Genomic DNA, 20,901 nt, shown 5'->3' with positions numbered 1-20,901 from the left:
AAATGGTGCGTCACTTGAAGCTGTTTTGAAATTGGTAGGGTAGTTTTGTGCAAATTTCTATATTTGCTCATTTATAGATATTTAAAAAAACAGCCGGAACAGTAAAGCCCGCTCCGGCCAGAGTGAGAAGCCTTATTCCATTGTCTTGATGCGGTCTACCAGCGATTGCTTTCTGCAATAGCGAATCGCCAAAACAGAATAGACCGCCGCGATTGCACAGAGCGCCGCAAAGAAGATGGCGATATGCAGGACAGGGAATGTATAGTTCAGTGTTCCCAATATCCCTACCTGACTGAACATCTGACAGGACGCATAAGCCGCCGCTGTTCCCAGCGTCAGGGTGATCGCCATTGCTCCCGCCACATAGTAAACACTTTCCACCCGCAGCATTTTTGTGAGCTGCTTGCCAGACAGGCCAATGGACTGCATCACGCCAAACTCCTGCTGGCGGGAAATCAGGTTGGTCATCAGGGTGTTAATCAGGTTAATCAACGCGAACAGACCGATGAAAATCACCAGGGCGTAGAGGGGTGTCTGCCATAATTTCAGTGTTTCTTTGCAAAAGGATATTGCGCTTTCCATGCCTTGAATCCCAAGAGCTTGATTATCTCCACACAATTGATAGACAAAATCTTCCGCCTCAGAGAGTTGTTCTAAGTCTATGTCGAGCAAATATTGCGAATTAAAATTGGTGGTGTTAGGTCTGATCACAGACAGCAATTCCTGTGGTATATAGAGATAAAAACCCGCATATTCCCGGAGATTCAGGTCTATCAATCCCATGACGGTAAACTTGACCTTTTCCCCCGTGTCCGTTTCAATCTCTATGACATCACCTACGGCGGCGTTATATTTTCCGAATTTGGCTACCATTCCAGAGCTATCATCCATTAAAATTCCGTTTTGAGCGACCAATTCCTCATAATTCATACTGCCAGTCAGGAGTGTGTCCTGGTGTTGTTCCAAAAACTCTTTTGAAAGGCCGACCACATCAAAGTAAGGAATCCCTTCCACATTGGTATTGCCGGGAAGGTAGACGCTTGCGGTGCAGCTCTGCAAGGCCGTCACGGATTCTATTTGCGGATTGTCAAGCAACTGCGCCTTCAATTCATCGTTCAGCGGATTGTTACGCTGCACCCGGTCAAATGCTTCGGCATCCGTAACCGTTGAATCATTGCCTTCTAAATTTAAGGAGATTTTCATTTCATAACCGCCGAGGAAATTCTGCCTTGCAATGTCCACAGGATCAGCAGATGTCAAAATCGTAGATGCGCACATGAGGAAAATCCCGGTGAACCCCAAACTCGCCAGGGTTAAAGCAACCTTTTTGTGATTCCGGGCGAAATTGATTTTTGCCAAGGCTGCGGGCGTCATTCTTCTGGACAGCTTACATGGTTGATTTCTTTCTGCGGTAAATCCCTGTGCCCGGTGACACAGCATGTCTTTCCTTTCATCTGTCTTTTCCTCCATCCAATAGTTAGTATTCTTCACTTTCGAAATTATAATAGATTCATTTTAGCGTTTCAATGTAAACACCCTTTTTTATTTTGCGAATAAGGGAAGGGTGTAAGGTACAATCTATTACAGAATAGGAGGCAGAGGCGATGTATGAAGATTTCGTCCCGGAACGGCTGGCAAAGCTGCGGACACAGAAAGGCGTGTCTGCACGCGATATGTCCTTGTCATTGGGACAGGCAAATAACTACATTAACAACATTGAAAATAAAAAGTCCCTTCCCTCCATGCAGTCCTTCCTTTACATCTGTGAATATCTGGGAGTGACGCCCCAGGAATTTTTTGACGAAGGGAACCCGGCCCCGCAAGCCTTAAAGGAATTTATCGCAGAGGCAAAAAAACTGGATTCCCGGTCAATGGGTTATATCCTCGGCATTATGAAAGAACTGAACAGCAAGCGCTAAGGCGGCCAGGGTGTTGGCCGCTTTTACTATTCTGTAAATTTTTTTCGTGCCCCCTTGCATAAATCCCCCAAAGTGGATATACTATAAGTAAGAAAGTAAGAACCTCTAACTTTCAAACTTAAAAAGGAGATGATTCTATGCTGGCAGAATTACGCCAAAAAGCCCAGGTCACGATACCAAGAGAAATCATTGTCAAGCTCGGCCTGTCAGAAGGCGACAAACTGGACATTTTCGAGAAAGACGGTTCCATCTGCATCATGCCGGTGGTGGTCTATCCAAAGAACACCCTGAATGAGCTCCGGGAAGAAATTGACGGGGTAAAAGCAAAAATCGCATCCGGGGAACAGCCGGTCTTTGACAGCGTGGACGCCCTGTTTGACAGACTGGAGGCAGAATAATGGCGTATGAGTTTACCTTTACGCCCCGTTTCCAAAAGCATTTCAAGGGTCTGGTCGCCCAGGAGAAGAAGCAGCTTAAAAACAAGCTGGAACTTCTGGCTGAAAATCCTTCCCATCCGTCGCTGCGGACCAAACGCATCCAGGGCACCACGGACCTTTTCGAGTGCAGCGTCAACATGGACATCCGCATTATCTGGTATTATGAAGGCGATAAAATGATTATCCTGGTAGACGTAGGGCATCACGACATATTAAGGCAATTTTAAGCAGCGGGGCGGTACGCTATGACGGCGTACTGCTTTTTGCTGCCTTTCTTTTATTTTATCCTGCAATCCTCCTGATATGCCCAATCCCACTACCGGCGATAAACCAAGAATCACTCCCGGAATGTCACTTTTTTATTTTCCTGTACTTCCAAACCCATCTGTGCCGCGCTGCTCGCCAAGTTCTGTAACAAAATCTGCGATCACAACCGGAGTAATTACAAGCTGGCCCACGCGGGAGCCTTTGGAAAGCTCCTGGGTCTGGCTGCTTACATTACTGATGATCGCGTGAATCTCCCCGCGGTAGCCGGAATCCACCGGCGGCAGCTCACAGACCAGCCCTTTTACCGCCATGCTGGTGCGTGGAAACACATAGCCCGCATATCCGTCCGGCACTTCAATCCCAAACCCAAGAGGGACCTTTGCGATCTCCCCCGGCTGTAACGTACAGTCATAGGGCATGTAGACATCCGCGCCGGCATCGTTCCCATGCGGACGGAAAGGGCGGCGATCCTTCGGCACGCCAAAGTCGATCAGTTTGATCATCATGCGCCGCCTCCTTCCAAAAGCGCCGGATAGTCCGTTTTCAGAATATCTCCAGGCGTCATATCCGCTTTCAGCATGTTTCCGCAGGTCATTTTCCCCTCCAGGCATTTGTCCTGTTGGCAGAAAGGGCCTGTGAGATCAGGGGCAAACAGCACCGGGCTTAAAGTATAAAGTTCCTGCCAGATTTTTAAGAGCACGATCCGGGTCTCGTCCGTATTGCGCCGGCATACCCGCTGGCCGATGATGTGTTTCCACTGATAGGGCGTGGCGCTGATAACCAGCACATTCCGAAGTCCCTGGGGTGTGGCATATCCCGCCGCGTCATGGCCGATCCCCTCGGCGCACAGCTTTTCGTAACAGCCCATGCCTTCGTGGCAGCTTTTTAAGTACAGTTCCCGGACCGCAGCCGTGGCGGTTATAATCTCATAAGGTATGGCAAAATCCGCCTGCCCCGCATAATTGCTGTACTGCAAAGACGCGCTCATAAACTTTACTTCGTTCTGGTGCCGGGTGATCTGCGAAAGGAACCGCCTGCTTGCCCCTACAACGGCAATGGTAATTACCGCAAATTTCTGGACCGTCGGGTGGGGAAGGGCGCTGATGGCCGCCACAGTATCATCACTGAACGATTTTTCATAAAGGGCCATCAGGTCGTCCATTGTGGAGATCTTATGTCCCCTCTGGGTGAGCCGGGCGGCAAAGACCATGTTTTTCTCGGCCTCCCTGGCCGTCTGGCAGTTTAATATTTTTACTTCAATCCGTTTGATTGGTATGTCCCTCCTTTACAATGGCTTTCAGTAAGAACAGATAGTTGACGTGTACTTGTTCCCGCTCCTTGTGACGGAAACGCCGCTGCCCTTCAAGGTCTCCAGGTTGATTTTCAGGTTATTGGTGTCCGTGACGGTCAGGGTATAGACTTTTTTCTCCGTGTCCCATTTCAGCTCCAGCTCCGGGGCTTCGCTTTTCTTCGTGGAAGTAAAGGAGGGGACTGTGGAATGGGAGGCGACCTGCGAAAGAATCCAGTTATATGCCTTTTCCGCAGGACGTCCGGCAATCACGCTGAAATACTGGTCTGCCTTTGCCTGGCCGTTCCCGTGCCGGCTGTAAGGGTCGCTGCGGAGCTGCTGCTGGTATTCCCAGAGGATGATCTGTGTCGCCATTTTATAATCGTCCTCGTTAATGCCGGACACAGGGAGGGAAGCGCCGGGTTTCCAGCCGTAGATCGCCGTCAGGGTAATGCCCCGGCGTGCTTCTGCCGGAAGGAGGTTTAAGTAATTGCTGTTCGTACCGCTTTCCGATGTATAGGTATTGTCAGAAGTATTATAGGCAATGCCGCTCTCCACACAATAGACCTGCTGGCTGCTCCCGTCCGAAGCTGTCAGCATATAATGCCGGTAAGCGCTGCCCCCGGAACTGGCGCGCACATCCATCGTCCCGTCAGAATTGTAGACAAGGTAGGTGTAAGGCGCCGGCGCATAATAATGCTGCCCGTCAGACCCCACATATTGGTCGCCCAGCCAGGAGCTTGCTTTCTGTCCCGGCGAAAACGCAAACGCCTGAGTAGGGATCAGCCCAAAGACGCATACTGCGCAGAGAAGAAATGCCAGCAGCCGCTCTAGGCCGCTACGGTAATGTGCTTTACTTCCGGGTCGAAGCGTTCCAGGGCCATGATGTCATGCCCCTTCAATTTCTCCGCACCGGATTTCTGCCTGGCCTCCACCAGTAGTTCCCCCATCGTCTTAGGCCCTGCCGGAATCCGGTAGTTTTTCCGAATATCCTGAATAAGAGCCAGGCAGTCTTTTTCCGGCATGGCATCCAGCTTTCGCACAAGCTCCGCCGCCGTTTTCCTCCTTACCGGGTCCGGTATATAGGGGAGGCACATGCGCAGCTCATATGTGACATCTGATTTCCCATAGCCCTCCGTCTGGAATATCAGGCGCTTTTCCATTTCGTTCAGTTCCATGTGAATCTCCTTTCTCCTGAAAATGAGTACAAAAAAAGGACGCCCACCTATAAAAGTGAAACGCCCACGGCAATCAGCGGCCAGGCAATACACCGGACCGCTGGCGCTATTAAATTTTGTCGTTAATGAAACAGCCTCCTTTTTTCGATATTTTTCTCGTCAGATTTCAACTTGGAAAAGGAATTGAATAAATGACGGCAAACGCTCAAACCCCTTGAAAATCAAGGCTTTTTCCGTTTGTCGTTATTATACCGTAACGGCATACGGCGGCTACGAATATGCACCAACTGACAGGCGACTTCTACACAGTGGGCGAAGTCCTGGGACATACGCTTGCGGGTATCGGCGTATCGCTTGGGCTGTCTATGAACTTTGAAGCAGTCACAGCGCGTTATGTGGACGTGCGGCTTGAACGGAAGAAAGAAGTGCTTGACGCATACCATGACGCAGTAGGGAAAGCAGACCCGCCGAAAGCAAAGGAAGCCGAGCCGAAAAAAGCAAAGGGCAGGGCAAAGAAAAAAAGCACTGATTTAGAGCTTTGACGGGCGTATCTTTTTACTATTTCTTATGGCGGCTTATATCTGTCCGTCGAGTTAGGGCGTCAAATGGGCGTCAAAACAGATTTTTATACCGCAGCCACAGGAACGGGCAAAGTCGCAAAAACATAGTGTTTATGCGGCTTTGCGGCGTTTCTGGTATTCATTTTTCGCGGCGTGGTGAGCAGATTATTCTACTATTTTTTATTTCTTCCCGCTTTCTTCTATATGGCACCTGTTTAAGGCAAATTCAATGAAAATGCCGATCAATTCATTGCGGCTGTGACCGGACTGGGCTGAAATGGTGTCCAGCCGGCTTACCAGTTCTTCCCTGATACGGATGGAAAAAACTTTGTAACCATCCTCGCCTTTCGCCTTTTTGGGCTTGATAATCAAGTCCCGGTTTCCCATGGGAAATCACCTCCTTGTAAACATATTTTATGGTTGCAAGAAGGTGATTTATATATTATAATTTATGTTAAAAATATGTGATATTGTTAAAGCTTCCTGCCGCGGTATTTTATGGGAATTGGCGTGTTACTATTGACGGGAAACAAAAGGGCATTTTATAATATTATTCAGGGGTTTCAGGGTTTTTATCTGGCTTTTCCTGCTATATAGCCACAAAAAAGCACCTGCATCCTGTTTGTTCTGCGGGAAATCTTGCCACATCGGCTTGCAGCGCATACCAGCCCGGGTCTTGCCCAAGACCCGGTGTCTTTTCTCTTTATAGATGGTATAAACAGGGTTTTAAAACAGATAGAAACGCTGCTGACATATGCACGAAAGAAAGGGATGAGGAAATGGGAAACTTTCGGGAAGACTTTTCAAGGATGCTCAGAAGCGCGCGTGCGGCGCAGAAACTGACCCAGAGCCAGGTGGCGGAGGTGCTGCAAATAAACCGTTCCACTTACACCTATTATGAGACGGGGAAAACCATGCCGGGCCTGAAGGAAATCCGGGTGCTGGTGTCGCTGTACCATATTCCGGCGGAGGCATTCATTTTTCCGGAGCGGTATCTCAATGAAGCTGTCCAGGTAAAGCCCAGGCGCAGGCGGAAAGGCTAGGGCTTTCAAAACGCAGTTGCCATCCCTGCTTAGGGCTTCTTTGAAAACAGAGGAAAAGGCAGCGTTCTCGTTTTTCAAACAAACCCTGGTGGGAGCAGGAAATTCACTGCCGCGTACACGATATGGCACACCGTGAAAAGGGCAGCGGGCAGGGCGGCGGGCCAATTTTTCCGGTGCAGGATATAGGACAGCAGGGCAAGGCAGGGGGGCAGGGTTAGAAGGAGGATAACCCAAAAGGCAGCAAGGCCCCTGTAATAGAAAGCCCAGCCCAGATAATACAGGCACAGGCAGCCCAGGGCAGCTTTGGCCCAGGGGCCAAAAGCCCTCTTTTCCCGCTGCCCTTTATAAAGGGGCAGGCACATAAGCCCTACCGATAAAACCTGGCATAGGGAAGCGAAAGAGTCCAGGGCCTGGGTGGCGGACTCTCCGCGCAGAACGTCACAGGGGGCGGGGACAGCGGACCAGAAAAAGTTTGGGGCCATCAAGGCCAGGAACAGGCACAAGGCCCAGGGGTCGAAACCCAGCCGATACCCTCTCATCCTTCCCCCAGGATCTCCTTCTGCTTTTTCTTTGACAGGCCATGAAGCACCAGCCGATAGGATTTCTCCGCCAGCTCCCGTATAAGCTCCGCCGGCACAGACCCTTCCAGCCTGATGGAGTTCCAGTGCTCCTTGTTCATGTAGTAGCCAGGGATAATGTCCTCATACTGCTCCCGGAAAAAGCGTCCCTCCTGAGGCTCCAGCTTCAGGGTGAGCAGGGCGTCCTGCCCGGTTTCGTCCTTGCAGATGGCGGCGAAAAGCTTGCCTCCCACCTGGAAGCGGGTCCACTGCCATTCCTCCTTGAAATCCTGCACTGCGCCGGGTTTTTGGATAAGCTCGTCATAAAGCCAGGGATACTGCAAAATGTTTCCTCCTTGCCTTTGTGTTTTCCATACAAGGGCTTGTTTGGGGCAAAAAGACGGGTTTGCGATTTTTCAAACAGGCCCTATACATACAGTATAACATAAAAGCCACGGGAGGTACAAGGACTATACAAAATCCCGCTTGCTTTTTTCAGCAGAATACGATACAATTTTATCCGTAAGCACGAGAGCCGCTCGGCATCCTCCCGCGCCTGTTTTGACGGCGCGTTTCCGCCCTGCCCGTACACGCTCTGATACTGAGCAGGCTCTTTCATTCCCAATTTATGATATGTTCAAACACAGCGAAAGGACGGTTTTGCAAATCATGGATGTCCAAAAACGCAAGGAGCTTCAGATTACCGCGGAAAAGGTGCGCCGGTGCATTTTAGAGGGCGTTTTCCATGCGAAATCAGGCCATCCGGGGGGCTCCCTTTCCTCGGCTGAAATCTTCACCTATCTGTATTTCCAGGAAATGCGCATCGACCCCCAGAACCCCCGGTCCCCCGATAGGGATCGCTTCGTGCTCTCCAAGGGGCACTGCGCCCCCGGGTGGTACGGCGCCCTTGCCCAGCGGGGGTATTTTGACGTAAGCGAGCTGCAGAAGCTGCGCCACATCGGCGCCATGCTCCAGGGCCACCCGGACATGAAGGGCACCCCCGGCGTGGATATGAGCACCGGCTCCCTGGGCCAGGGGATTTCCGCTGCTGTGGGCATGGCTATGGCAGGCAAAATGGACAAGGCTTCCTACCGGGTGTACACCCTTTTAGGGGACGGGGAGATTGAAGAAGGCCAGGTGTGGGAGGCCGCCATGTTCGCCGGGCACCACGCCTTGGACAACCTCTGCGTGCTGGTAGACTTTAACGGCCTGCAGATAGACGGGCCTGTGGCCGAGGTGGCGGGGCCGGAGCCTATAGACAAGAAGTTCGAGGCCTTTGGCTTTGAAACCATAACCATCGACGGCAACGATTTCGACGAAATCGAGAAGGCCATGGAGGCCGCCAAAGCCTGTAAGGGCAAGCCTTTTGCCATCATCGCCAAAACCATAAAGGGGAAAGGCGTTTCTTTTATGGAAAACCAGGCGGGCTGGCATGGAAAAGCTCCCAACAAGGAGGAGTATGAGGCCGCTGTGAAGGAAGTGGAAGGCCGGCTGGAAGCCTTTGGGGCGCTTTAACTGGGATTTTTACTAGAAAGGATGGCTGTGTAAATGGCTGAAAAGGTTAAAAAAGCGACCAGGGAAAGCTTCGGGGAAACCCTGGTGGAGCTGGGGAAGGATAACCCGGATATTATCGTGCTGGACGCGGATCTGGCAGAGGCCACCAAAACCAATATTTTCAAGAAGGAGTTCCCAGAGAGGTTTATTGACTGCGGCATAGCGGAGTCTAACATGATAGGCATTGCCGCGGGCCTTGCCGCCTGCGGGAAAATCCCCTTTGCGGCTTCCTTTGCCATGTTTGCGGCGGGCAGGGCTTTCGAGCAGGTGCGCAACTCTGTGGGGTATCCCCACCTGAACGTGAAGGTTGCCGGATCCCACGCGGGCATTTCTGTGGGAGAGGACGGGGCCACCCACCAGTGCTGCGAGGATATTGCCCTGATGCGCGCCATCCCCGGCATGGTGGTGCTCAACCCTGCCGACCATTATGAGATGGTGGACGCGGTGAAGGCAGCCGCAGCCTATAAAGGCCCGGTTTACCTGCGCCTGGGCAGGCTTGCGGTGGAAAGCTGCACAGAAGATGTTGCCGAGCCTTTTGAGCTGGGCAAAGGACGCACCCTGCGGGAAGGGGACGATATTGCAATTGTGGCCACCGGCCTGATGGTGGGGGAGGCCCTAAAAGCCCATGAGGCCCTGAAGGCATCCGGCATCCATGCCAGGGTCATCGACATCCACACCATCAAGCCCATTGACAGGGAGCTGCTTATCAAAGCGGCCAAGGAGACAGGGCGCATTGTCACTGTGGAGGAGCACAGCGTTATCGGCGGCTTGGGAGAGGCGGTCTGCGCCTGCCTGTGCGAGGAGTGCCCTGTGCCTGTCACCAGAATCGGCGTAAACGACGTGTTCGGACACTCCGGCCCGGCTGTGGATTTGCTCAAGGAGTTCGGCCTCAGTGCGGAAAACATTGAAGCCACTGTGAAGAAAGTGCTGGGGAAATAAAGTTTGCGGAAGCCGCCGGGCCTCCCGCCCCACGGGCAAGGCCCCCCGGGGAAGGGGGCCTTGCCGCCCGCGAAGCGCGCCGCCAGGCGGAGCCTGGCGCGTGGGGCGGGGGGCTGGAGCAGCAGGGCCTTTATGGGGGAATCCCTCCAGGAAGGAGCGGGTTTATGGCAGATATCACCATCCGGGAGGCGCGGGCAGAGGACGCCCAGGCCCTGGCCCGGCTGAACCGGGAAGAAATGGGCTATGGCTACCCTGTGGACAAGACAAAAGAGAAGCTTGCCATGCTGCTGGAAAGCGGGAAGGACAAAATCCTTGTGGCGGAGCTGGACGGCACTGTTGCCGGGTATGTCCACCTGAACGACTATGATGTGCTGTATGCGGATCACATGAAAAATATCATGGGCATTGCCGTTTCCTCCTCCTGCCGCCGCATGGGAATCGGCAGGAAGCTGCTGACTGCGGCGGAGGACTGGGCCAGGGAAACAGGCGCGGAGGCAGTGCGGCTGGTATCCGGAGAGGGCCGCACAGAGGCGCATGCCTTTTACCGCTCTTTGGGATACAGCGGCAATAAAAAGCAGTTGAACCTGAAAAAGCGAGTATCATTATAAAAAGAGGAGGCCTGCGGCGTGCTGCGCAGGCTTCCTCTTTTGTATAGGCTTGAAGCTGTTTTTTAAGAAGGGGTGCGGAGAAAATGGGCAACAAAAGCAATGCCAAAGCCCAAAGCCGCGCCGCAGATAACCTCCCGCACCCGGTGCCCCAAGGATTCGTTGAGCCGGGGGATAAGGTCGTGGAGGGCCTTTCTGCTGGCCTCGTCGTCGCTTGCCTCCAGGTATTCCACAATGTGATTGATGGCCCGGGCGTGCAGGCCCGCGGCCCAGCGGACGCCTGTTGCGTCATACATGACGATAAGGGCCAGCACAAAGGCCAGGGCGAACACAGGGTGGTTGAAGCCGTAAAGATAATAGGAGGTGAGCAGCACCGAGCAGGTCACCGCCGAATGGGAGCTGGGCATCCCGCCGGCCCCGGCCAGGCGGTGGCGGTCGAAAGACTTGTGCTTGATGGTGTCCAGCAGGGTTTTCAAAAGCTGGGCTGCCAGCCAGGAAATAACGCTTACATTAATAAGGGGGTTGGATAAGAAAAAGGAGAGGTTCATGGTTTTACCGCCTGTCCGCAGGCTCTTACGGAAATAAGACAGCCGCAGGATATAATTTATGAAACGCAGGGATTTTTTTATTGCTCATAGAGTATCATATATTTTTTTGCCTGCCCTGTCAATATGGAAATCGCGGCGGGAGGAGAGATTCCCGCAAAAAGGCTTTAAGCCTTTGCCGGAAGGGGAATTTTACGTATTTTTCCCAGCGGGGCAGGGGCGTCTTGCAATCCTGGGGCGCATGTGATAAAATTTCTACTTGAAATCTTTTGTTGTCCTGTAAGAACCTGTATTCACAACCTGTAACCACCGTCTAAGCGGCCTTTTTGGAGCCACTCTATGTTAAATTTTCTTGCCATGCGCCAGCATGTCTGCGGAAATTTGCCTTGATTGGCCCCAAAAATCCTCGCTCATCCGGCAATTTCGATTATGAATACAGGTTCTAAAACGGAAAGGCGGTATTATGATGGCGCAGCCAGTGAGAAATTATGCCAGGGAAATGGAAAAGCTGGTGGAAAAGCATGTCCAAAGGGGAGAGCGGCCCAGGCTGCTGCTGCACGCCTGCTGCGCCCCCTGCTTAAGCGGCGTGCTGGAATATGCCGCCAGGTTTTTCGACACCTCCCTGGTGTATTACAACCCCAATATCGCGCCAAGGGAAGAATATGAAAAGCGGCTGGAGGAAGTGAAGCGGCTGATATCGGAAATGCCCCTGGAAAACCCGGTGAAGCTGCTGCCCTGCGCCTATGACAACGAAGCCTTTGAGGCTGCCGCCCAGGGCCTGCGGGAGGCCCCTGAGGGCGGCGCCCGGTGCATGGCCTGTTTCCGGCTGCGGCTTTCCTACACGGCAAAGCTGGCAAAGGAGCAGGGCTTTGACTATTTCACCACCACCCTTTCCATCAGCCCCCTGAAAAACGCTCAGGCCCTGGGCGCCATTGGGGAGGAGCTGGGGGAAAAATACGGGGTGGCCCACCTGCCCAGCGACTTTAAGAAAAAAGACGGGTACAAGCGCTCTATAGAGCGCTCCAAGGAATACGGCCTGTACAGGCAGAACTACTGCGGGTGCGTCTACAGCAGGATGTGCGCCGGCCGGCCCGCGGAAAAGGAAGGGGAGAGGCAGAATGGTTGAGCATAACGGGATACAGTACAGGGCGGCGGACGCCCATGCCCACATATACCCGGGGAAGATAGCGGAAAAGGCAACGGCTTCAGTGGGGGATTTTTACCATATCCCCATGCAGAACGTGGGCCTGCCCCATGTGCTCGCAGAGCGGGGCGGGGAAGCGGGGATAGACCGCTTCCTGGTGTGCTCTGTGGCCACCAAAGTGGAGCAGGTGCGTTCCATCAACCAGTTCATCGCGGAGAAGTGTGAAAAATATCCCCAGTTTGTGGGCCTGGGGGCCTGGCACCAGGATGTGGCGGATATCCAGGGGGAAATGGAGGAAATCCAGCGGCTGGGTCTTCGGGGCATTAAGCTGCACCCGGACTTCCAGCGGTTCCAGATAGACGATCCCCGGATGCTTCCCGTATATGAGGAGGCAACCCGCCGGGGCCTGCCTGTGCTGTTCCACACAGGAGACAGCCGGATGGACTTTTCCTCTCCCAGGCGGCTGATGAAGGTGCTGGAAAAAATTCCGGGCTTCACCTGCATTGCCGCCCATTTAGGGGGGTACAGCGAGTGGGACACAGCCCGCCGGGAACTGCAGGGCGCCAACGTGTATATTGACACTTCCAGCTCCCTCTTCCTGGTGGAGCCGGAAAAGGCCCTGGAGAGCATCCGGCATTTCGGGGCGGATCACACCATGTTTGGCACAGACTTCCCCATGTGGAATCCCAAGGAGGAGCTGGAGCGTTTTTTCCGGCTGGGGCTTTCTGAGGAAGAAAACCGGGCCATCCTCTATGGCAATTTCGCCAGGCTTTTCGGGCTTGCATGATGGAGCTGAGCCAGTCTGCCTTCCTCCAGGCCTGCCGGGAGGAAATGGGGGAAGAACGGCTGCGGGCAGGCATTGGCACCCTGGGGGAAAAGACCCAGCACGCGGTGCTCAAGCGCTTTTTCGGGCCGGAACCAGAGAGCCGGGAGGTGCGGGTGGGACCGTATGTGGCAGACGTTTTTGGGCCGGAGGGCATTGTGGAAATCCAGACCCGGGGCTTTGACCGCCTGCGGGACAAGCTGGATTATTTCCTCCAAGCCGCCCCGGTGACGGTGGTATACCCGGTCCCGGCGGTGAAATGGCTTGTCAGGGTGCAGGAGGACGGCACAGCCGGGACACGCCGGAAAAGCCCTAAGCGCCCCGGGTTTTGCGAAATCCTGCCGGAGCTGTACCGCATAAAGCCGCTTCTGGGCCGGGAGGGGCTGCGGTTCTGCGTGCTGCTTTTAGAAACAGAGGAATTCCGGCTGGAGCGCCCGGAAATCAAGGTGGGCCGTAAGCGCACAGTGTGCTTTGAGCGTATGCCCATCCGGCTGCTGGACGCTTTATGGCTGGAGCGCCCGGCGGATTACAGCGGGCTTTTGCCCCCAGGGCTTCCCGGAGAGTTTACCGTGCAGGATTTCACCCGCCCCGCAAAGCTTTCCCGGCAGAAGGCCCAGGCCGCCTTAAATGTGCTGCGCACAGTGGGGGCTGTGGAGCTGGCGGGGAAAAAGGGCCGGGCTTACCTCTATAAGGCTGGCGGGGCGTCCTAAAACTCCGGCACAGGCCCTGCTCTGTATAGTGTGTCAATTGACGGGGCAGGACAAATATGGTACAATAGCCGCAGACAGGCCATGGAAACGAGAAAATGTGGGACTGGCAGGGAAACCTGAGGAAAAAGAAGGAGGCAGCGCTATGGAAAGCTACAGCGACAGCTACAAGGCCGCGGGCGTGGACGTGACCGCGGGGTATGAATCGGTGGAGTTGATGAAAAAGCACGTGGCCCGCACTATGATTCCCGGTGTGGTTTCAGGGATTGGCGGCTTTGGGGGGCTGTTTGCCCCGCCGGTGCAGGGCATGAAAGAGCCGGTGCTGGTGTCCGGCACAGACGGCGTGGGCACCAAGCTGAAAATCGCTATGCTTATGGACAAGCACGACACCATTGGCATCGACGCGGTGGCCATGTGCGTCAACGACGTGGTGTGCTGCGGCGCAAAGCCTTTGTTCTTCCTGGATTACATCGCCTGCGGCAGGAACTTCCCGGAGAAAATCGCCCGGATTGTGGCGGGGGTTGCGGAAGGCTGCGTACAGGCTGGCTGCGCCCTTATCGGCGGGGAAACTGCCGAGCACCCCGGCATGATGGCGGAGGACGATTACGACCTGGCGGGCTTCACCGTAGGCCTGGTGGATAAAGAAAAGGTCATAGACGGCAGCAGGCTCCAGGCCGGGGACGCGCTTATCGGGGTGCGCTCCTCCGGCGTGCATTCCAACGGCTTTTCCCTGGTGCGCCGGGTGTTCGGCATAGGGGACGAAGGGGCGGTTGTGGAAAAACACATGGACGAGCTGGGCAGCACCCTGGGAGAGGCGCTGCTGACCCCCACCCGCATCTATGTAAAGCCCCTGCTGGCAGCCATAGAGGCGGCGGACGTGAAGGCTGTGTCCCACATTACCGGCGGCGGCTTCTATGAAAACATCCCCCGCATGATGAAGGAGGGGCTTACCGCCAGGGTGGAAAAGGCGGCCCTGCCCTCTCTGCCCATTTTCGATTTAATCGCCAAAACAGGCGGCATCCCGGAGCGGGACATGTATAACACCTTTAACATGGGCATTGGCCTGTGCCTGGCTGTATCCAAAGACACGGCCCAAAAGGCCCTGGAAGCTTTGCGGGGCGCCGGGGAGCAGGCGGAGATTATCGGCCAGGTGGTATCTGGGGAGAAGGGGGTTGTGCTGTGCTGAACATAGGCGTGCTGGTGTCCGGCGGCGGCACCAACCTGCAAAAGCTGATTGACGCACAGCAGGCCGGGGAAATTAAAAACGGCGCTATCCGGGTGGTGGTTGCCAGCCGGGCAGACGCCTTTGCTCTGGAGCGGGCCAAAAGGGCGGGCATAGAGGCCATTGTCCTGTGCCGCAGGGACTATCCCGACGTGGAAAGCTACAGCGAAGCCCTTATCCATGCCTTGCAGGCCCGGGATGTGGATCTGGTGGTGCTGGCAGGGTTTTTAACCATTACAGGGGATAATTTCATAAAGGCATATGAAAACCGCATTATGAACGTGCATCCCGCCCTGCTTCCCGCCTTTGGGGGGAAAGGGTTCTATGGCCTGCATGTCCACGAAGCTGTGCTGGCCCGGGGCTGCAAACTGACCGGGGCCACTGTCCACTTTGCCAACGAGGTGTGCGACGGCGGGCCTATCATCCTGCAAAAGGCGGTGGAGGTAAAAGACGGGGACACCCCGGAAACCCTCCAGCGCCGTGTGATGGAGGAAGCGGAATGGGTGCTTCTGCCCCAGGCCGTCAGCCTGTTCTGCGAGGGCAGGTTACAGGTCAAAGACGGGAAAGTGAACATCTTAGCGGAACAGAAGAAAGGGGAATGACAGATGAAGCCAGTCAGCATTTATGAAGAACTGCGGGGCAATTCCTATCCCGGCAGGGGGATTGTCATCGGCAAAAGCGGGGACGGCAAATGCGCCGTTACAGCCTATTTCATTATGGGCCGCAGCGTGAACTCCCGCAACCGGGTGTTCGTGGCAGAGGGGGACGATATGCGCACCCAGGCCTTTGATCCCGCCCTGCTTTCCGATCCCTCCCTGGTGATTTATTTCCCCGTGCGCATGTTCGACGGCGGCATGATTGTGACAAACGGCGACCAGACCGACACCATCTACGACAGGATTCAGAAGCACCCGGACTGCGCGGCCCCTGGCTGTTTTGTCCGCGCCCTGCTTACCCGCACCTTTGAGCCGGATCCCCCCATCCTCACCCCCCGGATTTCCGGCATTATCGACTTAAAGGACAAGGGCAACTACTGGCTGTCCATTTTAAAGAGCACAGACGGCGACGGGGACTTTGCCCAGCGGCAGTTCTTCTCCTATGAGGCAAAGCCCGGCCTGGGCCATTTCATCCACACCTATGAAGGGGATGGCGATCCGGTGCCCTCCTTTGCGGGAGAACCCACTCCGGTGGAAATCCCCAGCGAAATTGACGGGTTCACACAGGGCCTGTGGGAAAGCCTCAATGAGGACAACAAGGTTTCCCTGTTTGTGCGCTTTATAGATTTGGAAAGCGGCGCTATGGAAACGCGGATTGTGAACAAGAACCAGTGATATAATGGCGCAATATCCTGGGGCGGGCTGATGCCCGCCTTGAGAGCACCCCTTGCGGGGCGGTTCTCTCAAGCTCTTTCCGGCCACAGGCTTTTGCTTTGCAAAATCCTCCAGGGGAACACTTACGCTGGTTCCCCTGCGAGTGAACGTGCCGCTGGCACGTCCCCTCTACCCTTCCAGCGTTTCGCGCTGCTGGAAGGGCAAGACCTTGGGACTCTGTCCCAAACCCTGCAAACCCTTTTGGAAAAGGGTTTGACCCGAAAACTAATTTTCTTTTTGCAGAAAGGTTGTGCGTTAGATGGCAAACGAAATGTTGTTAAAATATGGCTGCAACCCCAACCAGAAGCCCTCCCGCATCTTTATGAAGGACGGCGGGGAACTGCCCGTACAGGTTTTAAACGGCAAGCCGGGCTACATCAATTTTCTGGACGCTTTCAATAGCTGGCAGCTTGTAAAGGAACTGAAAGCGGCTACCGGCCTGCCCGCAGCCGCTTCCTTCAAGCATGTAAGCCCTGCCGGGGCCGCTGTGTATGCGCCCCTTTCCGACACCCTGAAAAAGATTTATTTTGTAGACGATCTGGAGCTTTCCCCCATTGCCAGCGCCTATGCCGCCGCCAGAGGGGCAGACCGCATGTCCTCCTATGGCGACTGGGCCGCCCTCTCCGACACCTGCGACGCCTCTACAGCCAGGCTGCTGGCCCGGGAGGTTTCCGACGGCGTGATCGCTCCCGGCTACACGGAGGAAGCGCTGGAGATTTTAAAGAAAAAGCGCAAAGGCGGCTATAATGTAGTGCAGATAGACCCTGCCTACACCCCGGCCCCCACCGAGCACAAGGACGTGTTTGGCATCACCTTTGAGCAGGGCCGCAACGAGCTGAAAATTGACGAAAGCCTCCTTGAAAACCTGCCCACCCAGAACAAAACCCTCACAGCGGAGGCCAAGCGGGATCTGATTGTCTCCCTTATCACCCTGAAATATACCCAGTCCAACTCGGTGTGCTATGTGAAGAACGGACAGGCCATTGGCGTGGGCGCGGGCCAGCAGAGCCGGGTACACTGCACCCGCCTTGCAGGCAATAAGGCGGACAACTGGTATCTGCGCCAGTGCCCCAAGGTGCTTTCCCTGCCCTTTAAAGAGGGCATCCGCCGGGCAGACCGGGACAACACCATTGACGTATACATTGGCGACGAGTATATGGACGTGCTGGCAGACGGCCAGTGGGAGAATTTCTTCACCGAGAAGCCGGAGGCTTTCACCCGGGAAGAGCGCCGGGCTTGGCTGGACACCATGAGCGGCGTGGCCTTAGGCAGCGATGCCTTCTTCCCCTTTGGGGACAATATCGAGCGCGCCCGTAAATCCGGCGTGGAGTTTATTGCCCAGCCCGGCGGATCCATCCGGGATGACAACGTCATTGCCACCTGCGACAAATACGGCATGGCTATGGCTTTCACAGGCATCCGCCTGTTCCACCACTAACCAGCGTGACGCTGGACCCGGGACGCGGGGAGCTGGCTTTGCCCGCTGCGGGGCAGGGGTGGGCATACGCTTGTGGGCGTGCAGGAACGGGCTTCCGGAGCGGCTGAGGGAAAAGGGGTGTGGGATGCGGAAAGCTATTTTCTGGGACTTTGACGGGACGCTGACAGACGGACAGCCCACTTGGCGCAGGTGCCTGGTGCTGGCGCTGGGGGAATCCGCCTCGAAATACGGCGTGATTGAGGACAAGCTGCGGCCCTTTTTGGCAAACGGGTTTCCCTGGCACCCGGATGGCGACCAGACCCTGACTGGAGAGGCGTTCTGGGAGTGCTTAACAGCAAAATTCGCAGAAGCCTATGAGGCCCAGGGCGTGCCGTCCCTCCTGGTGGAGGAGGCCGCGGGGCGGGTGCGGGAGGTTGTGCAGGATGAAAGGCTGTATCGGGTGCGCCCGGAAGCGCCGGGGGCCTTGATGGCCTGTGCCTTTAAGGGATACAAAAACTACATCCTCACCAACAATTTCCCGGAATGGGAAGGGCTGCTTGACAGGCTGAAGCTACGGCATTACTTTGCCGGGGTGGTAAATTCCGGCACAGCGGGGGTGTGCAAGCCTGACACCCGCATTTTCCGCAGGGCGGAGGAGGCGGCGAACTTCCCGGCCCGCATCTGGATGGTGGGGGACAACCCTGTTGCCGACATCCAGGGGGCAAAAAATGCCGGGTGGGGGGCCATACACATAACAAAGCCCGGTGTCCCTCACAGCGGCGCGGACTATACGGTGCAAAGCCTGGAGGAAATCCCGAAAATTTTGTAACCCGGTTTTTAGGTCAAGCCTTTTTTCAAAAAGGCTTGCAGGGTGCGGGACAGAGTCCTGCGGCCTTAAAAGGGCCTGTCTTTTAGGCAGGCCCCCTTCCGGGGCAGAAGGCTTTAGCAAGTCAATGCGTGAAAACGCATAAAAATCGCAGCGGAACAAAAAAATTACTGTGCAAAAATTGGAAAGGGGCCTGGACAATGGATATTCTGGTAATCGGCAGCGGCGGGCGGGAGCACGCCATTGTGCGCAAGCTGAAGGAAAGCCCAAAGGCAGGAAAGCTTTACTGCGTGCCGGGCAACGGCGGCATCGCCTGCGACGCCGCCTGCGGGCCGGTGGGGGCCATGGACAAGGAGGGCGTGCTGGCCTTTGCGAAAGAGCACAAGGCGGATTTTATCTTTGTGGCCCCGGACGATCCCCTGGCCGCGGGCATGACAGACTTTTTGGAAGCGGCGGGCTTCCCCTGCTTCGGGCCTAACGCCAAGGCGGCGGAGATTGAGAGCAGCAAGGTGTTTTCCAAAAACCTGATGAAGAAGTACGGGATACCTACGGCGGCCTATGAGGTGTTTACGGAACAGAGCGCGGCGCTGGAGTACATCCGGGAGCAGGGGAAATATCCCGTTGTCATCAAGGCGGACGGCCTGGCTTTGGGCAAGGGCGTTGTGATTGCGCAGAACGAACAGGAAGCGGAAGAAGCCCTGCAGTCTATGATGGAGGAGAAGATTTTTGGGGACAGCGGCAGCCGGGTGGTGGTGGAGGAGTTCCTCACCGGGCCGGAGGTGACTGTGCTGGCCTTTACAGATGGGAAAACCCTCTGCCCCATGGCCTCCTCCATGGATCACAAGCAGGCCTATGACGGGGACAAAGGCCCTAACACCGGGGGCATGGGCACCATCAGCCCCAACCCCGCCTACACAAAAGAGGCGGAACAACGCTGCATGGGGGAAATTTTCCTGCCCACCATGCAGGCCATGAACGCCGAAGGCCGCAAATTCAAAGGCTGCCTGTATTTCGGCCTGATGCTCACGCCGGACGGCCCTAAGGTGATTGAATACAATTCCCGCTTTGGGGATCCGGAAGCCCAGGTGGTGCTGCCAAGGCTTGAGACAGATTTGGCGGAGATTATCACCGCTGTGGCCCAGGAGCGCCTGGGAGAGCTGGAAATCAAGTGGAGCGAAAAGGCCAGCGCCTGTGTCATCCTGGCAAGCGGCGGGTATCCCGGCAGCTATCCCAAGGGCCTGGAGATTGCCGGGCTGGACGAAAAAGGGCAGATTGCCGCCATGCCGGAGGTGACAGTATACCACGCGGGCACCAAAAGGGAAAACGGGAAGTTTTACACAAACGGCGGCAGGGTGCTGGGCCTCACCGCTTTGGGGGATACCCTGGAGGAGGCTCTGGAAACGGCTTACCGGGCTGTGGACATGGTGAATTTTGAAGGCGCTATGTACCGCAGGGACATTGGCAGGCGGAAGCTTTAAGAGAGGGGGAAAGGAACGTGGGGGAGTCGGAAAGGCAAAAGCTTCTGCGGAAGCCGGGCCTGTTTTTAGCCATAACCTTTGGGGTGGCCTGGGGAGGATATTTCACAGCCTGGGGCTGCGGCCAGCGGTATGGAGACGCGAATTTTGACATTGTGCTGGTGCTGGGCAGTCTGGCCCCCCTTGCTGCCATGTTCATCTGCCGCAAGCAGGAGGGCTATGGTTTTGACCCGGAGCTGTGGGGCCTGGCCCCCCACTTTAAGGGGAATTTCCTCACCTATGGCTTTGGCTATGTGTTCCCTACAGCCCTGGCGCTGGTGGCGGGGCTGCTGTTTTTCACCATGCACCCCCAGCAGTACGATCCCCAAGGGGAAACCTTTATCGCGGGGCTGGTAGAGGGCGGCATGACCCGGAAGCAGGCTTCCGGCATGTTCAGCTCCCTGCTGGGCATGGGGGTGCTGGCAGGGCCTTTTGCCAACATCCTGCTGTCAGCGGCGGAACTGCTGGGCTTCCAGGGATACCTTTTGCCCAAGGCCCAGGAGCTGTTCGGTAAAAACGCCCCGATGAAAGCGGCTTTGGCCTGCTCCGGGGTGTGGGCGCTGTGGTATGCCCCCCTGTTTTTTGACGGGTATTTTTACGGCAGGGCTTATGAGGGCTTCCCTGTCCTGGGGCTTCTTACCGGGCTTTTGTTTTACTTCCTGCTGGGCCTGTCCCTGTCCTATATGACCCTGCGCACCGGAAGCATCCTGCCCGCCGCCCTTTCCCGCAGCGGCGTAACCGCCATGGCGGCGGCAGGGATATACTTTGCCAAAGGGGAAGTGGGCCTGCTGACCGGACCGGGGCTTTACGGGGTGTTTGGCTGCTTGGGGCTTCTGCTGTTCGGGGCGCTGTTCCTGCTGCGCATCCGGCGGATGGACAGGGCTGGGAAGCTGTATGCCCAAAGGGCTAAAAAGCAGAAAACCCTGCCGGCAACGGGGCTGGCCAAAGGCTGAACGACCCCTTACCCCCATATATACTATATTATA

General features: G+C 55.5%; 27 protein-coding genes. 18 read left to right on the top strand and 9 right to left on the bottom strand.

The features are described from left to right. Positions 1-132 precede the first annotated feature (132 nt). The gene (locus D1841_RS11170) at positions 133-1,470 is read right to left on the bottom strand and encodes an ABC transporter permease (protein ID WP_160643089.1); all 1,338 of its coding nucleotides are present in this window, start codon (positions 1,468-1,470) and stop codon (positions 133-135) included. Positions 1,471-1,604: 134 nt separating this feature from the next. Here D1841_RS11170 and D1841_RS11165 point away from each other — a divergent pair, with 134 nt between their 5' ends. From D1841_RS11165 to D1841_RS11155, 3 genes are all read left to right on the top strand, one after another. Further along, entirely contained in the window at positions 1,605-1,919 is a 315-nt protein-coding gene (locus tag D1841_RS11165) for a helix-turn-helix domain-containing protein (RefSeq protein ID WP_016289146.1), read from the top strand. 137 nt (positions 1,920-2,056) lie between these two features. Continuing rightward, the gene (locus D1841_RS11160) at positions 2,057-2,317 is read left to right on the top strand and encodes an AbrB/MazE/SpoVT family DNA-binding domain-containing protein (protein WP_016289147.1); all 261 of its coding nucleotides are present in this window, start codon (positions 2,057-2,059) and stop codon (positions 2,315-2,317) included. After that, on the top strand, positions 2,317-2,583 hold the full coding sequence (locus tag D1841_RS11155) for a type II toxin-antitoxin system mRNA interferase toxin, RelE/StbE family (protein ID WP_160643090.1): 267 nt from the start codon (positions 2,317-2,319) through the stop codon (positions 2,581-2,583). The genes D1841_RS11160 and D1841_RS11155 overlap by 1 nt, the downstream gene beginning before the upstream one ends. Positions 2,584-2,715: 132 nt before the next feature. Here D1841_RS11155 and D1841_RS11150 read toward each other — a convergent pair whose 3' ends face one another. The 4 genes from D1841_RS11150 to D1841_RS11135 all read right to left on the bottom strand — a co-directional run bounded on the left by D1841_RS11150 (position 2,716) and on the right by D1841_RS11135 (position 5,089). Next, the gene (locus tag D1841_RS11150) at positions 2,716-3,129 is read right to left on the bottom strand and encodes a dUTP diphosphatase (RefSeq protein ID WP_160643091.1); all 414 of its coding nucleotides are present in this window, start codon (positions 3,127-3,129) and stop codon (positions 2,716-2,718) included. Then, positions 3,126-3,893: an FAD-dependent thymidylate synthase gene (locus D1841_RS11145; protein WP_160643123.1), complete on the bottom strand. Its 768-nt coding sequence runs from the start codon at positions 3,891-3,893 to the stop codon at positions 3,126-3,128. The genes D1841_RS11150 and D1841_RS11145 overlap by 4 nt, the downstream gene beginning before the upstream one ends. A gap of 27 nt (positions 3,894-3,920) precedes the next feature. Further along, on the bottom strand, positions 3,921-4,628 hold the full coding sequence (locus D1841_RS11140; RefSeq protein ID WP_347563983.1) for a thioester domain-containing protein: 708 nt from the start codon (positions 4,626-4,628) through the stop codon (positions 3,921-3,923). Between the two features lie 113 nt (positions 4,629-4,741). After that, positions 4,742-5,089: a DUF5720 family protein gene (locus tag D1841_RS11135; RefSeq protein ID WP_237076301.1), complete on the bottom strand. Its 348-nt coding sequence runs from the start codon at positions 5,087-5,089 to the stop codon at positions 4,742-4,744. 278 nt (positions 5,090-5,367) lie between these two features. Between D1841_RS11135 and D1841_RS11130 the strand changes: the two genes are divergently transcribed. Then, positions 5,368-5,631: a hypothetical protein gene (locus D1841_RS11130; RefSeq protein WP_237076302.1), complete on the top strand. Its 264-nt coding sequence runs from the start codon at positions 5,368-5,370 to the stop codon at positions 5,629-5,631. Positions 5,632-5,829: 198 nt separating this feature from the next. Here D1841_RS11130 and D1841_RS11125 read toward each other — a convergent pair whose 3' ends face one another. Then, positions 5,830-6,036 carry a CopG family transcriptional regulator gene (locus tag D1841_RS11125; RefSeq protein WP_160643092.1) on the bottom strand — a complete coding sequence of 69 codons (207 nt, stop codon included), beginning with the start codon at positions 6,034-6,036 and terminating at the stop codon, positions 5,830-5,832. Positions 6,037-6,458: 422 nt separating this feature from the next. Between D1841_RS11125 and D1841_RS11120 the strand changes: the two genes are divergently transcribed. Further along, positions 6,459-6,692, top strand: a complete 234-nt coding sequence (locus D1841_RS11120) for a helix-turn-helix transcriptional regulator (protein WP_161879996.1) — start codon at positions 6,459-6,461, stop codon at positions 6,690-6,692. 74 nt (positions 6,693-6,766) lie between these two features. Here the strand turns inward: D1841_RS11120 and D1841_RS11115 are convergent, their stop codons facing one another. Both D1841_RS11115 and D1841_RS11110 read right to left on the bottom strand, forming a co-directional pair. Then, the gene (locus D1841_RS11115; protein ID WP_160643094.1) at positions 6,767-7,231 is read right to left on the bottom strand and encodes a hypothetical protein; all 465 of its coding nucleotides are present in this window, start codon (positions 7,229-7,231) and stop codon (positions 6,767-6,769) included. Beyond that, the gene (locus D1841_RS11110) at positions 7,228-7,593 is read right to left on the bottom strand and encodes an MmcQ/YjbR family DNA-binding protein (RefSeq protein WP_160643095.1); all 366 of its coding nucleotides are present in this window, start codon (positions 7,591-7,593) and stop codon (positions 7,228-7,230) included. Before D1841_RS11110 ends, D1841_RS11115 begins: the two co-directional genes overlap by 4 nt. A gap of 325 nt (positions 7,594-7,918) precedes the next feature. On the opposite strand from D1841_RS11110, the gene D1841_RS11105 reads away from it, so the two are divergent. From D1841_RS11105 to D1841_RS11095, 3 genes are all read left to right on the top strand, one after another. Next, positions 7,919-8,764 (top strand): transketolase, encoded by an 846-nt coding sequence (locus D1841_RS11105; protein ID WP_160643096.1) that lies wholly within the window; start codon positions 7,919-7,921, stop codon positions 8,762-8,764. Positions 8,765-8,797: 33 nt separating this feature from the next. Continuing rightward, complete coding sequence (locus D1841_RS11100; RefSeq protein WP_160643097.1) at positions 8,798-9,742, top strand: transketolase family protein; 945 nt, start codon at positions 8,798-8,800, stop codon at positions 9,740-9,742. Positions 9,743-9,906: 164 nt separating this feature from the next. Further along, on the top strand, positions 9,907-10,350 hold the full coding sequence (locus D1841_RS11095) for a GNAT family N-acetyltransferase (RefSeq protein ID WP_160643098.1): 444 nt from the start codon (positions 9,907-9,909) through the stop codon (positions 10,348-10,350). Positions 10,351-10,412: 62 nt separating this feature from the next. Here the strand turns inward: D1841_RS11095 and D1841_RS11090 are convergent, their stop codons facing one another. Beyond that, positions 10,413-10,895, bottom strand: a complete 483-nt coding sequence (locus D1841_RS11090; RefSeq protein WP_160643099.1) for a divergent PAP2 family protein — start codon at positions 10,893-10,895, stop codon at positions 10,413-10,415. A 460-nt stretch (positions 10,896-11,355) separates the two neighbouring features. Between D1841_RS11090 and D1841_RS11085 the strand changes: the two genes are divergently transcribed. The 10 genes from D1841_RS11085 to D1841_RS19850 all read left to right on the top strand — a co-directional run bounded on the left by D1841_RS11085 (position 11,356) and on the right by D1841_RS19850 (position 20,868). Beyond that, positions 11,356-12,018, top strand: coding sequence for an epoxyqueuosine reductase QueH (locus D1841_RS11085; RefSeq protein ID WP_347563984.1), 663 nt, complete (start codon positions 11,356-11,358; stop codon positions 12,016-12,018). Continuing rightward, positions 12,011-12,823 (top strand): amidohydrolase family protein, encoded by an 813-nt coding sequence (locus tag D1841_RS11080; RefSeq protein WP_160643100.1) that lies wholly within the window; start codon positions 12,011-12,013, stop codon positions 12,821-12,823. The genes D1841_RS11085 and D1841_RS11080 overlap by 8 nt, the downstream gene beginning before the upstream one ends. Beyond that, positions 12,820-13,569 (top strand): hypothetical protein, encoded by a 750-nt coding sequence (locus tag D1841_RS11075; RefSeq protein WP_160643101.1) that lies wholly within the window; start codon positions 12,820-12,822, stop codon positions 13,567-13,569. Before D1841_RS11080 ends, D1841_RS11075 begins: the two co-directional genes overlap by 4 nt. Positions 13,570-13,711: 142 nt before the next feature. After that, on the top strand, positions 13,712-14,752 hold the full coding sequence (gene purM / locus D1841_RS11070; protein ID WP_160643102.1) for a phosphoribosylformylglycinamidine cyclo-ligase: 1,041 nt from the start codon (positions 13,712-13,714) through the stop codon (positions 14,750-14,752). Further along, positions 14,746-15,390 carry a phosphoribosylglycinamide formyltransferase gene (gene purN / locus D1841_RS11065; protein ID WP_160643103.1) on the top strand — a complete coding sequence of 215 codons (645 nt, stop codon included), beginning with the start codon at positions 14,746-14,748 and terminating at the stop codon, positions 15,388-15,390. Before purM ends, purN begins: the two co-directional genes overlap by 7 nt. A 3-nt stretch (positions 15,391-15,393) precedes the next feature. After that, positions 15,394-16,119 (top strand): IMP cyclohydrolase, encoded by a 726-nt coding sequence (locus tag D1841_RS11060; RefSeq protein ID WP_160643104.1) that lies wholly within the window; start codon positions 15,394-15,396, stop codon positions 16,117-16,119. A 298-nt stretch (positions 16,120-16,417) separates the two neighbouring features. After that, a complete protein-coding gene (locus D1841_RS11055; protein WP_160643105.1) occupies positions 16,418-17,596 on the top strand; it encodes a phosphoribosylaminoimidazolecarboxamide formyltransferase in 1,179 nt (392 codons plus the stop codon). 124 nt (positions 17,597-17,720) lie between these two features. Then, positions 17,721-18,404, top strand: a complete 684-nt coding sequence (locus D1841_RS11050; protein ID WP_160643106.1) for an HAD family hydrolase — start codon at positions 17,721-17,723, stop codon at positions 18,402-18,404. A gap of 197 nt (positions 18,405-18,601) precedes the next feature. Beyond that, the gene (purD, locus tag D1841_RS11045) at positions 18,602-19,879 is read left to right on the top strand and encodes a phosphoribosylamine--glycine ligase (RefSeq protein ID WP_160643107.1); all 1,278 of its coding nucleotides are present in this window, start codon (positions 18,602-18,604) and stop codon (positions 19,877-19,879) included. A 17-nt stretch (positions 19,880-19,896) separates the two neighbouring features. Continuing rightward, positions 19,897-20,868, top strand: a complete 972-nt coding sequence (locus tag D1841_RS19850) for a type II CAAX prenyl endopeptidase Rce1 family protein (protein WP_160643108.1) — start codon at positions 19,897-19,899, stop codon at positions 20,866-20,868. Positions 20,869-20,901 lie beyond the last annotated feature (33 nt).

Source organism: Neglectibacter sp. X4 (assembly GCF_009917365.1).
Classification (GTDB): Bacteria; Bacillota; Clostridia; order Oscillospirales; family Acutalibacteraceae; genus Acutalibacter.
This window is presented reverse-complemented; position numbering and strand designations above follow the sequence as displayed.